The organism is Pseudomonas fluorescens (assembly GCF_902497995.1).
Classification (GTDB): domain Bacteria; phylum Pseudomonadota; class Gammaproteobacteria; order Pseudomonadales; family Pseudomonadaceae; genus Aquipseudomonas; species Aquipseudomonas fluorescens_BK.
Window position 1 is genome coordinate 103,567 of the sequence record NZ_CABVII010000004.1, and the last position, 13,378, is coordinate 116,944.

At 57.5% G+C, this 13,378-nt stretch carries 16 protein-coding genes and 1 tRNA gene; 9 read left to right on the plus strand and 8 right to left on the minus strand.

The window, feature by feature from the left end; genetic code table 11:
- Nucleotides 1-39 precede the first annotated feature (39 nt).
- A complete protein-coding gene (gene csrA, locus F8N80_RS06195) occupies nucleotides 40-231 on the plus strand; it encodes a carbon storage regulator CsrA (RefSeq protein ID WP_053161267.1) in 192 nt (63 codons plus the stop codon).
- Between the two features lie 217 nt (nucleotides 232-448).
- Here csrA and F8N80_RS06200 read toward each other — a convergent pair whose 3' ends face one another.
- On the minus strand, nucleotides 449-904 hold the full coding sequence (locus tag F8N80_RS06200) for a DUF2214 family protein (RefSeq protein ID WP_150783474.1): 456 nt from the start codon (nucleotides 902-904) through the stop codon (nucleotides 449-451).
- 215 nt (nucleotides 905-1,119) lie between these two features.
- Here F8N80_RS06200 and F8N80_RS06205 point away from each other — a divergent pair, with 215 nt between their 5' ends.
- Entirely contained in the window at nucleotides 1,120-1,872 is a 753-nt protein-coding gene (locus F8N80_RS06205) for a carbonic anhydrase (RefSeq protein WP_150743849.1), read from the plus strand.
- Nucleotides 1,873-1,929: 57 nt separating this feature from the next.
- On the opposite strand, the gene F8N80_RS06210 is transcribed toward F8N80_RS06205, so the two are convergent.
- Both F8N80_RS06210 and F8N80_RS06215 read right to left on the minus strand, forming a co-directional pair.
- The gene (locus tag F8N80_RS06210; protein WP_064676864.1) at nucleotides 1,930-2,124 is read right to left on the minus strand and encodes a hypothetical protein; all 195 of its coding nucleotides are present in this window, start codon (nucleotides 2,122-2,124) and stop codon (nucleotides 1,930-1,932) included.
- 146 nt (nucleotides 2,125-2,270) lie between these two features.
- Complete coding sequence (locus tag F8N80_RS06215; RefSeq protein WP_150743642.1) at nucleotides 2,271-2,468, minus strand: hypothetical protein; 198 nt, start codon at nucleotides 2,466-2,468, stop codon at nucleotides 2,271-2,273.
- A 90-nt stretch (nucleotides 2,469-2,558) separates the two neighbouring features.
- Between F8N80_RS06215 and F8N80_RS06220 the strand changes: the two genes are divergently transcribed.
- The 6 genes from F8N80_RS06220 (at nucleotide 2,559) to F8N80_RS06245 (ending at nucleotide 5,370) form a co-directional block, all read left to right on the plus strand.
- The gene (locus F8N80_RS06220) at nucleotides 2,559-2,900 is read left to right on the plus strand and encodes a type II toxin-antitoxin system RelE/ParE family toxin (RefSeq protein ID WP_224790644.1); all 342 of its coding nucleotides are present in this window, start codon (nucleotides 2,559-2,561) and stop codon (nucleotides 2,898-2,900) included.
- Nucleotides 2,901-2,910: 10 nt separating this feature from the next.
- A complete protein-coding gene (locus tag F8N80_RS06225) occupies nucleotides 2,911-3,213 on the plus strand; it encodes an XRE family transcriptional regulator (RefSeq protein ID WP_150743640.1) in 303 nt (100 codons plus the stop codon).
- A 396-nt stretch (nucleotides 3,214-3,609) separates the two neighbouring features.
- Nucleotides 3,610-4,098, plus strand: a complete 489-nt coding sequence (locus F8N80_RS06230; RefSeq protein ID WP_150783476.1) for a hypothetical protein — start codon at nucleotides 3,610-3,612, stop codon at nucleotides 4,096-4,098.
- Nucleotides 4,099-4,197: 99 nt separating this feature from the next.
- Nucleotides 4,198-4,413, plus strand: coding sequence for a hypothetical protein (locus tag F8N80_RS06235; protein WP_150743638.1), 216 nt, complete (start codon nucleotides 4,198-4,200; stop codon nucleotides 4,411-4,413).
- Nucleotides 4,414-4,476: 63 nt separating this feature from the next.
- The gene (locus tag F8N80_RS06240; RefSeq protein ID WP_150743637.1) at nucleotides 4,477-4,665 is read left to right on the plus strand and encodes a hypothetical protein; all 189 of its coding nucleotides are present in this window, start codon (nucleotides 4,477-4,479) and stop codon (nucleotides 4,663-4,665) included.
- A 492-nt stretch (nucleotides 4,666-5,157) separates the two neighbouring features.
- On the plus strand, nucleotides 5,158-5,370 hold the full coding sequence (locus F8N80_RS06245; protein WP_150743636.1) for a hypothetical protein: 213 nt from the start codon (nucleotides 5,158-5,160) through the stop codon (nucleotides 5,368-5,370).
- Between the two features lie 1,229 nt (nucleotides 5,371-6,599).
- Here the strand turns inward: F8N80_RS06245 and F8N80_RS06255 are convergent.
- Nucleotides 6,600-7,169, minus strand: coding sequence for a hypothetical protein (locus F8N80_RS06255; RefSeq protein WP_191632866.1), 570 nt, complete (start codon nucleotides 7,167-7,169; stop codon nucleotides 6,600-6,602).
- A 571-nt stretch (nucleotides 7,170-7,740) separates the two neighbouring features.
- Nucleotides 7,741-7,817 (minus strand) — tRNA-Val (locus F8N80_RS06260).
- Between the two features lie 183 nt (nucleotides 7,818-8,000).
- Between F8N80_RS06260 and F8N80_RS06265 the strand changes: the two genes are divergently transcribed.
- A complete protein-coding gene (locus F8N80_RS06265; RefSeq protein ID WP_150783477.1) occupies nucleotides 8,001-9,284 on the plus strand; it encodes an NAD(P)/FAD-dependent oxidoreductase in 1,284 nt (427 codons plus the stop codon).
- Between the two features lie 123 nt (nucleotides 9,285-9,407).
- Here F8N80_RS06265 and F8N80_RS06270 read toward each other — a convergent pair whose 3' ends face one another.
- The 3 genes from F8N80_RS06270 to F8N80_RS06280 form a co-directional block, all read right to left on the minus strand.
- On the minus strand, nucleotides 9,408-11,831 hold the full coding sequence (locus F8N80_RS06270) for a TonB-dependent receptor (RefSeq protein WP_150783478.1): 2,424 nt from the start codon (nucleotides 11,829-11,831) through the stop codon (nucleotides 9,408-9,410).
- Between the two features lie 67 nt (nucleotides 11,832-11,898).
- The gene (locus tag F8N80_RS06275; protein ID WP_224790645.1) at nucleotides 11,899-12,849 is read right to left on the minus strand and encodes a FecR domain-containing protein; all 951 of its coding nucleotides are present in this window, start codon (nucleotides 12,847-12,849) and stop codon (nucleotides 11,899-11,901) included.
- Complete coding sequence (locus F8N80_RS06280; RefSeq protein ID WP_150743633.1) at nucleotides 12,846-13,355, minus strand: sigma-70 family RNA polymerase sigma factor; 510 nt, start codon at nucleotides 13,353-13,355, stop codon at nucleotides 12,846-12,848. Before F8N80_RS06280 ends, F8N80_RS06275 begins: the two co-directional genes overlap by 4 nt.
- Nucleotides 13,356-13,378 lie beyond the last annotated feature (23 nt).

The window sequence follows — 13,378 nt, forward strand, 5'->3', positions numbered from 1 at the left end:
CCGAATCAGGTGCCCCATAAAGCAATCAAGGAGAAGACCATGCTGATACTCACCCGCAAAGTCGGTGAAAGCATAAATATTGGTGATGACATTACGATCACCATCCTGGGCGTTAGCGGCCAGCAAGTCAGGATCGGCATCAACGCTCCGAAAGACGTTGCCGTGCACCGCGAAGAGATTTATCAGCGTATCCAGGCTGGCCTGACCGCCCCGGAAAAGCCGCAGCCCTGAATCCTGCTGCAGTCGGTAGCCAGCCCCCGCTCGTCTGGAATCACGGCTGGCTCGATTCGAGCACCGCATCGCCCTTTGTTTCTTGCTCGCCATTCCCGATGGTCATGACACTTCTCAGCGTTCAGTCGAGAACGTGAAGCCGATAGCACCGACAAGCTTCACATCATGACTGTCAGGCGTTCGGGGTTGCCCCGATGAATGAGCCGATGCCGCCCGGCTAGCCAAAGGTCACAGCCCGCGCCATGCCCGTGGCCGCCACGACCATCAGCAACAGCAGCAACGCTTCGACATGACTGATCCGTGCAAACAGCTTTGCACGGCCAGCATCGATAGCCATGCCCCGCCCCAGTGCAATCCGCCATTTGATCAGCGTCACCATGGGCGCAATTTCAAGCAACAGGATGATGACGAACAGCGTCATCTTGAGGTGGAACAGCGGCTGGTGAAGGTAGTAATCCGTGCCCTTCTCGTACCCGCCAAAAGCCCGCATCCCGCCGCTGACCAGGAGAATGACGGCCGAGAGGCCCCACAGATTATCCGCGAGTAAAACGCTGCGCGCCTCCCCGACCCCGGCCACCAGTCGCCGAAGCGCCGTGCCGCGAGTGAGCACCGCCCAGAAGCCCAGGGCAAACGCCAAGAGATGAACCGCCGCCAGAACCCAATGAGCCAGCATCGAAATACTCCTGTCAGGACGAAATGAATCAGCCTTTCAGTAGTAGCGCATGAAATGAGGGCGTGCGTCGCGCAGCAAAATCACCAAACACTCAAAGCGTCAATCCTCAGGCGGATCGCGGCTAGACTCCACCACACAAGCGCTGACAGCTCGTCGCGGCACCAGCCCTTGATGCGAAGTCGTTCCCACCCCAATTGACCCGAGTACACAAGATCATGTGTGAATCATGTGATTCAAACGCTATGCCAAACGCGAGTGGTCGTCGTAGGTTTCTTCGGCTTGCCGGACTGGGCGCAGGCGCCCTGCTACTTGCCGGTGCACTGCCCGACCAGATCGCCCGGGCTGCCGAGAAAACCGCCCCTCCCCCCAAACCGCAAAACGCGATCAGTCCCGACAATGCCCTGCAAAGACTGATGGAGGGAAATGAACGCTATGTCGCCGGCGACTCCAAGACCCATGATTTCAAGGATGAGCGAGAAGCCCTGGTCTCCGGCCAGAACCCGTTCGTGGCGGTATTGGGCTGCTCGGACTCTCGCATCGCTCCCGAGTACGCGTTCGACACCGCCCGAGGCGATCTTTTCGCCATACGTGTCGCTGGCAACTTCGTCACGGACGAGGGTTTGGCCAGCCTCGAATACGCCGTCGCGGTGCTCGGCGCACCCTTGATCCTCGTGCTCGGGCACGAAAGCTGCGGTGCCATCGATGCAGGCATCAAAGCCGTCAAGAATCGCACCGTTTTTCCTGGCCATATCCCGAAATTGACTGACGCACTCAAGCCTTCTATCAAGAAAGTGCTCGCTCAACCCGGGAGCCTTATCGAAAACGCCACCGTGCAAAACGTCAAAGACTCGGTCGAGCGCCTCAAACATGCTTCGCCATTACTGACCGATGCGCTGAGCAAGGGCACGTTGAAGGTAGTGGGCGGCGTCTATCGTCTGGCGACTGGCAAAGTAGACTTGATCACCTGAGCCGGACACGCCGGACACGCCGGACGCAAAGAGCCCAGCGCAATGGCTGGGCTCCGGTTATTTTCTGTTTTCCATCATTTTGTCGGCGAGGGTTTTGGCCCTTTCAATCAACAGGTTCTGCCTGTCCTCGTGCGTAGCCCCTCCGACAACGGGTGCCGTCAGGTTGCTTTCTGCAATCAACGCAGCGCAGAAGTACTGATCCCAGACAGTTCTGGTATCAGCGGCCTGTTTGTTGGTTTGATCGGCGATCATATGCGGCTCCTTTTGATGAGGTAGCTCGGGTAGTTTACGCCCGAATTGCCGACAACCCGTGTTCCCGTACAAGAATCCGACCGATAAAAAGAACGGCTTCGATAGCTTGATGAGCGTCGATTACGCAAGGCTTATGCATGTCCGGTTTACCGCTCACTCTCCGGGAAATTTCTTACGCACCATTCAGAACCGCCTGATTGCGATACCTCGTCATCATCGCCACTGTCTGTCTCCTTGTTTTTGCTGAAAAGGAAACTGGCTATGTCCGGCAAACCGGCGGCCCGCCAAGGTGATGCAGTCAATTGCCCCAGATGCGGTAAAACTACGAAAAGAAGATTGAGCATCTCGAGCCTCCTGCCCAGGGTTTTGCGGCCTGCACTAATCCCCAGTAACGCCCAAGTTGCGCAATGCACCTATTTTGGTACACTCCAATCATGATTGTTATCGTACCGGTGCTCAACGTACGTTTTTTTTGCACGGACGCCGGGAATGAGCCGGTACGGGAATGGCTGTCAGACCTGTCTCGCGACCATAGACGAATGATCGGGACGGAGATCAAAACCGTTCAGCTTGGCTGGCCGATAGGCATGCCGGTAGTTCGCAAGCTGGATACCGGGCTATGGGAGGTCAGGATTGATCTCGGAAATACTATCGCCCGCGTTCTCTTCACCGTAGTGGGCTCCGACATGGTTCTGCTCCACGGTTTCATCAAGAAGAGCCAAAAAACACCAGCGGCTGACATGACCACTGCCAAGCAGCGCAAAGCAAGACTATGAGGCACAGCGTATGAACAAGCATATCGGATCTGACTTTGACGACTTCCTCGCCGAGCAAGGCCTCGCCGAGGAAGTCTCTGCAGCCGCACTCAAGCGCGTCATCTCCTGGCAGATAGCCGAGGCCATGAAGCTGCAACGCGTCAGCAAGAAAACCCTCGCTGAGCGGATGCATACCAGCCGCACCGCGGTGGATAGAGCACTTGACCAGAACGACGCAGGCATGACATTGGCCACTCTGGCCAGCGCCGCCCGCGCACTGGGTCAGCGCGTAGAGGTTCGCCTCGTCCCTGAGCATGAAGATCATCGCGCATAACCCCCGGTCCTTTGCCTGCAAGCTCAAGGACTGGAATTGCGTCAATTCGGCGCGGATTGAAAACCTGGGAGGTCAATGTTGCAATCGATGCACTCAAAGACGCCAACTTGAGGCGATCATTAATTTGATCCCCAAGGCAACGGACAAGAGCTTTCCGAGTCCACGGGGGACCATTAAGCGCGGCACCTCTCGCAGAGATCTACCGACGAACGGTCTTGTAAGTCGCCCCTCCAAGCCTAAGCTCACGTCATGTCGCATAGACTTTGGGGCCTTGGGAAATCCCCGTCCGGTTCGAAGGAGCCGATCTAATAATAACAACTTCATAATTCATGAGTTATTGCTTTTTGTGGGCTGCGAGAAAGAGGACTTTTCCAGAGCTTCCTTGGGGTGATAGAAATGAAAAAAATTATTTTAGCTGCACTTGTCTCTTGTGCGGCACCGATCGCACACGCTGATATAGGCGCTTTTGCTGGCCTGACTTATGCCTTTGGCGCCAATACCGGCATAGGTTTTACACTTCATGCAACTTCTAGCAGAGATGAAAATAGCGCCATCGCGTCGGCAGGTATTAGTTACTATCCCTTTGCCCTTACCCCAATGTTCGGGCTCCCCGTGGGTGTAGGCTATCAAGGCAAAAATGCAGCGGCTATCGTTAGTTATGACCTCCTGCTTAAACAATTCGCTATTGCCGGCGGTTACGCCAGCACCCGTGATGACGATGATTCCGATGGGGACGCGGCCAGCACATCGTCCGGCTCCACATCAGGAGCATCCCAGCCAGGAATGGGAGCAGGAACGGGAACCGGTGCCGGATCTGGAGGTGGAGGCGGATCTGGAGGTGGAGGTGGAGGTGGAGGTGGAGGATCAATAGCAATTATTCAATAGCGGGAGAAGACAGCCGGTGACGAGGATCGATATATAGAGGAGGAATCGGGGGTGTCAGAAATTTTGTGTTCGGGCATAACATGAGTAAGAGGAGCATGTATGCCAACCAAAAAGAAACGGCCGACAGACACCAGTACAGCAACCTCTGCTGAAATAGAGAGATCCATCCAAGCCATGAATAAAATGGCTGAACGTCTTTGGGGGGATGGTCGAGAGACCGAGGCGAAAGCCCTCCTTGATGCCTTGGATTCTCTAAACCGGGCACTGGACCGGATCAGGATCGGCGAAAGTCGCAGGGTCAAGACGCTTCATTGAAGAGGTACCGCGGACTATCTCGCACACGGGAGTCCTGACCGATTCGGAACGAGGGCTTATGGCATGGCGCACTCACTTCAATACCAGATAACCGAATCCGTTCGCGTAGTCGAGATCGAGGTGGGGAAGCTGCTCGATCTGGCAGCCATGTTGAAAGACGCCGGAAATGATCCCTTGGCAACGGCTGTCTCGAGCCAGGCGAACAAGCTTCTTGAAGCCGCGGTAGCACTAAGAATCGCGATGGCCAGCTGAAGTGATGGACCCGGCTCCTTTACTGGGGCGTTACGAGGTATTGAGACTTCACTTCACCGCTATCGGGATCGATGAACCAGACGTCCTTGTTGTCAGCTTTCACCCGCTGACATTCCGTAGGGAAGCCTTTTGCAGCGGATCGCTATCAGCGTACTACTCAACTTCTTCAAGTTCATGCAGCACCTCTTCTTGTGGTTTTGTGAGTAATTTGAGCCTGGGCGTATTGATTGAACATCGTCAGGAACCACGCATCACGATATCCGGCAACCTGTCACGACCTTGTCACACCCGCCAAGCACAATGCGGTCAGCCAAACGGATTTGGTCACGTGTATGGAGAGCCCGCCTGGTGCGGGCTTTCTTGTTCCTGCCTTGACCTATTCATTCAAACGGATAGCATTCGGGCGTTCATTTCACGCCCCCCATTTGAAGCCCGCCCACAAGCAGGTTTTTTTGCCTGCTACGCTTTCCTCACTCAAAGGAGGAATCAGCCATGCCTACCCACGACCTCATCCCTTCGCTGATATTCAAGCTCAACGAAAACCAGCTCGTAATTGCGGAGTCCGTCGAGGCGCTCTCCATTTGGATCGAGCAACTGCACGGCCCCGCCGAGGATGCCGTCAGGATCCGCAGCTCTCTGACCAAGCTCGATGAGAACCTGGAATTCATCACGCGTGGGGTCGCCGAACTGCTGAATGATCGGTGACTTCCCGGCCCTCGATCACTCAGAACGCCGGGCCTATCAAGCAGGGACCGTCCAGGTAAAGCCTTAAGGCGTAAGGCGCGTACTGACACCGCGCCCTACCCTGAAACATTCGCTCTCTTCCGTCCGGCACTGGCACGCTCAGGTACGGGTTAAGCACAAGTCACCACAATCCAGGACCTTCAGCACCAAAGCTGAAGCTATCTTCGTCAGCTGTTTCACCGCTGCTGGACAATCTCAGAACGTCTGTAACGTTGCCATGAACGAAGTTGTAGGTGCCCTATATCTATCCGAGTTCAAAGTGGAAACATTAGTGGCCCAAGGTACTTTGCTTCGTAAAGCTCAACGTATTATCAAAGCCGCTCGACATGCACCTCACGGAATTCATTACTATCTAGCACCCAGACATAGGCTTCTAGAATCGTATGAGGATGCTGCAAAGCTGGAAGCCATCCTGGGTGTATTCATTCCGGTCTATCCCTGAAGACATCCTTTGTACTGGTGGGTGGGAGTTCTTCATCCAATCCATACCACTGGAATATCCCATACACCATAAGCAGCCAGATGATCGCTATGATGAGTAGTAAAGTGATGAATTTAGGGATGTTCAAGGGCACGGCCCCTAGTGTGGGTTAGTTAGCCATTACACGGCCTGGCCTATTCAATTCACTCACAACAACTCCTGTGGTAGTATGTACCGGTGAAAGCAGTAACGCCGCCCCACACACCAGAGTAAACCACGTTGTTGTCAGTATGAGCAGGAACACCAACAGTTGGTTTGCTTTCATGTTTATTACCGTTGGACCTTGTTCTCGGAAGTGTGAATCAGTGGATAATGCACAGAGGTTAGTTCAAGGTGGTGATTATGAAAACCCCCTGAAAGGGGTGTAGTAACCCACCATTAACTGGGTGATACACTATCGTTTCATTGGTGGTACAGATTGCACCAAGCCGCTAGCCAGCACTTCATAATGGCACTGGTGAAAGATTGCCAAGCCTCGCTTTCTGATAGCACTCAAACTTAGTTTTCTGCACAGAAATGGCAGATTACGTCCATCATCCTGGAATTCATGCTAACTGTGGCCGACCCACGACTCCGGCCGGATGTTAACTATCGACTTCCAGCAAATTGTCGAAGTCCGATGAATGGTAAACACCCAAGATGGCAAGCACCATTGCAGACAGCCTGGAGTGGTGCTGCGATGGTCCTTCGATAGGTGAGTCGTTCTTATTTAGATTTTACGCGGCTTTTCATTTAGGTTCTGTGCACAGCACTCAATGAAGGGATAGAACCGAGTGTTTCCATGGAAAAACACACCCCACCCCGGCCCCGCCTTCTCTAAATCGAGGCCCAAAAATTTGGCGGGAGATGGTTGGGGGAGTATCCATCCGGTATCCTGGTAGGTAGCCCACACCTTCGTGACAAGGTAGCAGACGAGTCCAAGTGCCAAGAGAATGTTCCGCCACCAGTAATATCGATTGGTGGCCCTACTGAAATCAGCAACCCATTGATAATACTTGCGCTTTGTTTCGTCGTCCCCTGAGAGTGCCTTTGCATTTGCATGCAGTATCCAGTTGTTGACGTCCAATCGCTTGAAGGCACAGAAGGCGCATGTCGCGAACAACCCCAGGCTGGCCAGCAGGAACGTTTCCTCGTTTAAGCCAAGCGGTGCGTAGTGATTCGTCTGGGCCAGATAAGCACAGATCGCCATTGTCGCACCGAGGACGAAGTAATCCAGCTTGTTGACCGCCTCAAGTTGCATCTTGACCATCTCATCTGCACGCTCTGAGTCAGTAGCCATCTCCAGCCCTCTGCTGTCGTTGCATGTCTCCTGATCGTAGTCTCTGCCTTGGCCTGTCGCCATTACGCGAGCCATTGTCCTGGGGATGTATCCTCAGTCAGCGCAATGGGAGAAGGGCTGTGGAAAGCGGTTTTTTTGCGTCCCAAGATGACAGGTCATTCGCCGAAGAGTGAGGGTTCTTCTATCAGTGTGGTGCTGTACTCACCGTGAGTGAGCGTTTGATCCACATCGATTTTCACAGTGCCATTAACGAAATGGGTTGAGACACAATTGAGCCTGTCATTCTTCAGCCCAGCTATTTCCTGGCTGTGGAACTGGACACTGAGCATTGGTAATTTGTTAGGTCAGGAGGTTGCTGTCAGACCCGCACCTAGTCTCCCATCCAATGGGTGGTGGAAGGCGGATTGTAGAAGAAGAATCCCACCAGAGAAACGGTCGGTTTCGGCGCTCACATTGCCCAGTGTGAACGAACCCGATATTTTGTGAACGTTCCGCATGAAATCCAAGACGAAAAAAAGGGCCAACCCGTGGGTTGACCCTTTTCACACCGCCCAGCAGAGCGGATTTTGTTTGGTAGGCGCGATTGGACTCGAACCAACGACCCCCACCATGTCAAGGTGGTGCTCTAACCAACTGAGCTACGTGCCTGCTGTGTGGCGGCATTCTACGGAATTCCGGAGGGGTGTCAACACCTTTTTTCGAGCTAACCCTATGAATATGCAAAATATTTAATTTTGCTGCTGCAAAGCAGATTTTCCGGCAGCTGGCAGTCGATTTTTAACTGGCGTAGGATCAATGCACTCGTAAAATATATTAAACAGAGGCTGCAGGATGGCGAACACTCCCTACCCCGAGTCTTATTACGCCGCTTCGGCCAATGCGGTGCCGCCGCGCCCGGCCCTGCAGGACGACGTAGAGACGGATGTCTGTGTGATCGGTGCCGGTTATACCGGTCTGTCCGCTGCCCTGTTCCTGCTGGAGAACGGTTTTCGGGTGACGGTCCTGGAAGCGGCGAAGGTGGGTTTTGGCGCGTCGGGGCGTAATGGCGGGCAGATCGTCAACAGCTATAGCCGTGACATCGATGTGATCGAGCGCAGTGTCGGCCCCAAGCAGGCTCAGTTGCTGGGGCAGATGGCGTTCGAGGGCGGGCGGATCATTCGCGAGCGGGTTGCCAAATATAATATCCAGTGCGACCTGAAGGATGGCGGCGTGTTCGCGGCCATCACCGCCAAGCAGATGGGGCACCTGCAATCCCAGAAGCGGCTGTGGGAGCGTTTCGGCCACACGCAGCTGGAGTTGATGGATCAACGCCGGATCCGTGAAGTGGTGGCGTGCGATCAATACATCGGCGGCATGCTCGACATGAGCGGCGGGCACATTCATCCGCTGAACCTGGCGCTGGGGGAAGCTGCGGCCGTCGAGTCGTTGGGCGGCACTATTCATGAGCAGTCGCCGGCGGTGCGCATCGAGCGCGGGGCGAATCCGGTGGTGCATACACCACAGGGCAAGGTCAGGGCCAAGTTCATCATCGTTGCCGGCAACGCTTACCTGGGCAATCTGGTGCCGGAGCTGGCGGCCAAGTCGATGCCCTGCGGGACACAGGTCATTACCACCGAGCCGCTGGGCGAGGAACTGGCCAGGGCCATGCTGCCTCAGGATTATTGCGTCGAAGACTGCAATTACCTGCTCGACTACTACCGCCTCAGTGGCGACAAGCGTCTGATTTTCGGCGGTGGCGTGGTGTATGGCGCGCGGGATCCGGCCAATATTGAAGCGATCATTCGACCGAAGCTGCTCAAGGCTTTCCCGCAGCTCAAGGACGTGAAGATCGATTACGCCTGGACCGGCAATTTCCTGCTGACCCTGTCGCGCCTGCCTCAGGTCGGTCGCCTGGGCGACAACATCTACTACTCCCAGGGCTGCAGCGGCCATGGCGTGACTTATACGCACCTGGCGGGCAAGGTCCTGGCTGAAGCGTTGCGTGGCCAGGCGGAGCGGTTCGACGCGTTTGCCGACCTGCCGCATTATCCGTTCCCCGGTGGGCAGATGCTGCGGACACCGTTCGCGGCGTTGGGTGCCTGGTATTACGGATTGCGCGACAAGTTCGGGTTTTGATGCCTTTCCTGTAGGAGCGAGGCTTGCCCGCGAAGGCGATATGTCAGTCAACGTGGATGTTGAATGTTAAACCGCCTTCGCGAGCAAGCTTCGCTCCTACAGGGGTGCATGACAGGGGGTGAATCAGAAGTCGACGGTTGCCGAAAGGAGGTAGGTGCGCGGGGTCGACAGCGTCAAGCCAGGCTCGCTGTCATCCGAGGCGCCAGCCGAACTCCAGTAGCGCTTGTCCGCCACGTTCTCGATGTTGGCCCGCAGGGTGACGTCCTTTTGCTCGACCTTGAACACGTAGCGTGCGCCCACGTCGAAACGCTCCCAGGCGTCGATTTCCTTATTGTTGGACTGGTCCAGGTACTGCGAGCTGGAATAGATGCCGCGGCTGGTCAGGGTCAGGCCCTGGACGTTCGGCACGTCCCACTCGGCACCCAGGTTGACGTTGTATTTCGGCGTGGCCGGCGCCCGGTTGCCGTCGAAGGTGCCATTGGTGGTGTCGTTCAACTCGCTGTCGATGTACATGACACCGCCGAGCAGGCGGAAACCGTCGAGCGGTTCGCCGAACACGCTCAGCTCCACACCCGTGTTCTCACGCTTGCCGTTGGGGCCGAAGACCCGCGTCGTGGCGTTGGTCTCGTAGGCCGGCTGCTTGATCCGGAACACCGCGGCGGTGACGGCGAATGCACCGGCGTCATACTTGGCACCGACCTCGACCTGGCGGCTGATGAACGGCGGGAAGATTTCGTCCTCGTTCACCGAGGTCGACGGCGCGATCTTGCCCTGGCTCAGGCCTTCCATGTAGTTGGCATACAGCGACAGCTTGTCGGTCGCCTTGTACAGAATGCCGCCCGACGGCGAAACCTTTTCCTCATCGTAGGCGGTGTCGCCTTTGACGTTATCCGCCCAGTCGTCCACCTTGACCCGCTGCCAGCGGGCGCCGAGGGTCAGCAGCAGCCGGTCATCGAAGAAGCCCAGAGTGTCGGACAATGCCACACCGCTGAAGCGGTTCTCGGTATAGACCTTCGAATCCTGTCGCGTGGGCCTGACAGGCGTTGGGGTTTCCACGGGATTGTAGATGTTGCTGGGGGCCGCGCCATAACGGGCACCGCCGTTCTCAAAGTCCATATAGAAATAGCTGGCGGCCAGGTTGATCTCATGGCTCACCGGGCCGGTATGGAACCAGTTGCGCACCCCTGCCGTGGCCGTGCGGACATTTTCGTCACGGGTGAAATCACGGGGTTGCACGCTGAAATCGCCGGCGTCGTTGGTGACCGCAACGGCATGGCGCAGGAAGTCATGGTTACTTTTGCGCGCGCCCGCGGCGCCGTACAGCATGACGGAATCGCTGACATCGTATTCAGCGTTCACCGTGCCGAAGGTGTCGTTGGTGCTCGCCTGGCTCCAGGGCTGCGCATAGTTGCGGCGCACATCGCTGGCATGGGGGACCTGCGCGCTGGGGCCGACCTGCACCCGCTCCTGCGGGGCGTCGGTGTCACGTTCGGTGCGCCCGATGTCCGTCGCGAGCCGCAGGCGCTCACCGCGAAAATCCAGGCCCAGCACGGCCATCTCGCGGTCGACGTTCTGGTGGTCCCATTCGGTGTCGCCGGACTGCTTCACGCCGTTGAAACGCAGACCGAATTTGTTGTCTTCGCCAAAACGCCGACCGACATCCACCGCACCACCGACCTGACTGTCGGAAGCGTACATGCCGGTAAACGAAGTGACAGGCGTGTCGGTCGCGCGCTTGGGCACCACGTTGATCCCGCCACCCACGCTGCCCCGCGGCGAGATGCCGTTGATCAGCTGGCTCGGGCCTTTGATGACGTCGACCCGGTCAGCCATCTCCATGTCGATCGTATAGGTCGGCAGGATGCCGTACAGACCGTTGTAGGCGACATCACTGTTGAACAGGCTCAACCCGCGAATGGTGAACTGCTCATACCGCCCGCCCGCCGGGTTGGTGGCGCGAACCGAAGGATCGCTGGCGATCAGGTCGCCCAAGGTGCGAGCCTGCTGGTTCTTGACCGCTTCGCTGGTGTAGCTGATCACGCTGAAGGGCGTTTCCATGAAGTCTTTGGAGCCGAGCAAGCCTTGGGAACTGCGGCGTGCAACCTGACCGCCCGCATAGACATCGCCGCCCTCTGCGCCCGTGTTCCCGAGAATCGAGGTGGGGGCCAGTTGCAGGCTGCCGCCTTCCGGTGCCGGGGTCAGGATGTAAGCCTGTTCGCCCACCGGCTGCAGTTGCAGACCGGAACCCTGCAGCAACCGGGCAAAGCCCTCCTCGACCGCGTAGTTCCCCGACAACCCGGGACTGTTGCGCCCGCTGACCAGCGCCGGGTCCACCGACAGGTTGACCCCGGCCAGTCCGGCAAAGCGGGTCAACGCAGCACTGAGGCTGCCGGCGGGCACCTGGTAACTGCGCCGAGGACTGTCTTCGGCATGGCTGACCGCGACAAATAAAGGACTGGCACCCAGACTCAACAGCAGACTCAGGTGCAACAACGGGCGCAGCCTGGAAGGAACCAGACGCGTACTGCAGGGCATCACTGCGGGCATTGAGAATCTCTCTGATTTCGTTTCACTTGCCTTGAATGACAAGTGGAGCGAAAAAAGGGGACAGGCCTCATGCACTATTTTTGCGCGGCAGCAAGGTCACCCAATACCGGGTGCGCCTATGCACCTCCAGCGGCAAGCTGGCCGCCAGCAACGACAGGATGCGATCGGTGTCTTCCAGGCGGAAACTGCCGGTAACGCGCAGGGATTCGAGCTCCGGCTCCCAGCGCAACAAGCCCGGTCGATAGCTGCTGAGTTCGCGCAGAAAATCCCCCAGGGGCTGGTTCTGCGCCATCAACACACCGTCACGCCAGCCTGGGGCGAGCACGTCGAATGGCTCCACCGCACCGGCACCCGCCGCCAGAAGGCTGACTTGCTGGCCGGCGCGCAACGCAAAGACCGGGCCGCGCAACGGCTGCAACTGCACCGCGCCTTTAAGCACGGACACCCTGCAACCCGTCTGCCCCTGACGAACGCACACCTGGCCCTGACTGACGACCACTTGCCCGAAGTGCGTCTGGATCGTCAGCGGCGAGGTCCCGGGCACGTTCAGCGCTATCTCGCCTTCCACCAGGGTCAGTCGCCGGTGCTTCAAGTCGATATCGACGGCACTCGCAGTGTTCAGTTGCAGTGAACTGCCATCGGCCAACTGGACCTTTTTGCCCTCCCCGGTCGCGGTTCGCAGGTCGGCGCGCCAGACATCCACAGGTAGCTGCCGGCTGATCAGCCAGGCAGTCGGCACCAATGCCACCGCCCCGATGGCGCGCTTGAGCACGGTGCGCCGACTTGCCTGCGGCCGATCCAGACTGGCCATGGCCAGTGTCGACGGCAGGTCGGCAAAACGCTGGCGCAGGAGTTGTGCTTTCTGCCAGGCCTGTTCGTGACTGGGGTGGCTGTCACGCCAGTGCTGCAGATTGGCACGATCGCGTTCATTGGCGGCGCCTGATTCCATGAGTGCCAGCCATTGAGCGGCGGCTCGCACGACTTGGCGGGCTTCGGCCGAAGGTGGCGAACCGCTCACCATTCCACCAGCAGGCAATGCTCGTAGGCCTGCGCCATGTAGCGTTTGATCGTGCGCTCCGAGACTTGCAGGCGCTCGGCGATCTCGTGATACCCCAGGCCTTCCAGCTGGCTCCAGAGAAAGGCCCGTCGCACGGCGGCCGGCAATCCATCGAGCAGTTCGTCCAGGGCTTGCAGAGTCTCCAACAGCAACCAGCGATGCTCGGGCGACGGCACACACTCCTCCGGCAGCAGTGCCAGGGCATCGAGGTAGGCTTGCTCGAGACTGCGACGCTGATAAAAGTTCGCCAGCAACCGCTTGCCGACGGTCGCCAGATAGGCGCGAGGCTCCTGCAGGTCGGCAATGCGCTGCGAGCTGGCAAGCACCCGCACGAAGGTATCCTGGCTCAGGTCCGCCGCATCACTGCCGTTGCTCATGCGTCGTCTCAGCCAGCTTTCCAGCCAGCCACGATGGTCGCGGTACAAGTCGTGGAAATTTTGCGCCGCCGGCATCGCTGCATCACTCATGTCAAGAAACCCTGCGCCAGGAA

What these genes read in the sequence shown, in the direction of transcription:
- F8N80_RS06210 (WP_064676864.1), bottom strand. Translation starts at nt 2,124, where the DNA reads ATGATCGCCGATCAAACCAACAAACAGGCCGCTGATACCAGAACTGTC.
- F8N80_RS06240 (WP_150743637.1), top strand. Translation starts at nt 4,477, where the DNA reads ATGGCGCACTCACTTCAATACCAGATAACCGAATCCGTTCGCGTAGTC.
- F8N80_RS06230 (WP_150783476.1), top strand. Translation starts at nt 3,610, where the DNA reads ATGAAAAAAATTATTTTAGCTGCACTTGTCTCTTGTGCGGCACCGATC.
- F8N80_RS06225 (WP_150743640.1), top strand. Translation starts at nt 2,911, where the DNA reads ATGAACAAGCATATCGGATCTGACTTTGACGACTTCCTCGCCGAGCAA.
- F8N80_RS06255 (WP_191632866.1), bottom strand. Translation starts at nt 7,169, where the DNA reads ATGGCTACTGACTCAGAGCGTGCAGATGAGATGGTCAAGATGCAACTT.
- F8N80_RS06220 (WP_224790644.1), top strand. Translation starts at nt 2,559, where the DNA reads ATGATTGTTATCGTACCGGTGCTCAACGTACGTTTTTTTTGCACGGAC.
- F8N80_RS06205 (WP_150743849.1), top strand. Translation starts at nt 1,120, where the DNA reads ATGTGTGAATCATGTGATTCAAACGCTATGCCAAACGCGAGTGGTCGT.
- F8N80_RS06200 (WP_150783474.1), bottom strand. Translation starts at nt 904, where the DNA reads ATGCTGGCTCATTGGGTTCTGGCGGCGGTTCATCTCTTGGCGTTTGCC.
- F8N80_RS06215 (WP_150743642.1), bottom strand. Translation starts at nt 2,468, where the DNA reads ATGCTCAATCTTCTTTTCGTAGTTTTACCGCATCTGGGGCAATTGACT.
- F8N80_RS06270 (WP_150783478.1), bottom strand. Translation starts at nt 11,831, where the DNA reads ATGCCCGCAGTGATGCCCTGCAGTACGCGTCTGGTTCCTTCCAGGCTG.
- F8N80_RS06245 (WP_150743636.1), top strand. Translation starts at nt 5,158, where the DNA reads ATGCCTACCCACGACCTCATCCCTTCGCTGATATTCAAGCTCAACGAA.
- csrA (WP_053161267.1), top strand. Translation starts at nt 40, where the DNA reads ATGCTGATACTCACCCGCAAAGTCGGTGAAAGCATAAATATTGGTGAT.
- F8N80_RS06265 (WP_150783477.1), top strand. Translation starts at nt 8,001, where the DNA reads ATGGCGAACACTCCCTACCCCGAGTCTTATTACGCCGCTTCGGCCAAT.
- F8N80_RS06280 (WP_150743633.1), bottom strand. Translation starts at nt 13,355, where the DNA reads ATGAGTGATGCAGCGATGCCGGCGGCGCAAAATTTCCACGACTTGTAC.
- F8N80_RS06235 (WP_150743638.1), top strand. Translation starts at nt 4,198, where the DNA reads ATGCCAACCAAAAAGAAACGGCCGACAGACACCAGTACAGCAACCTCT.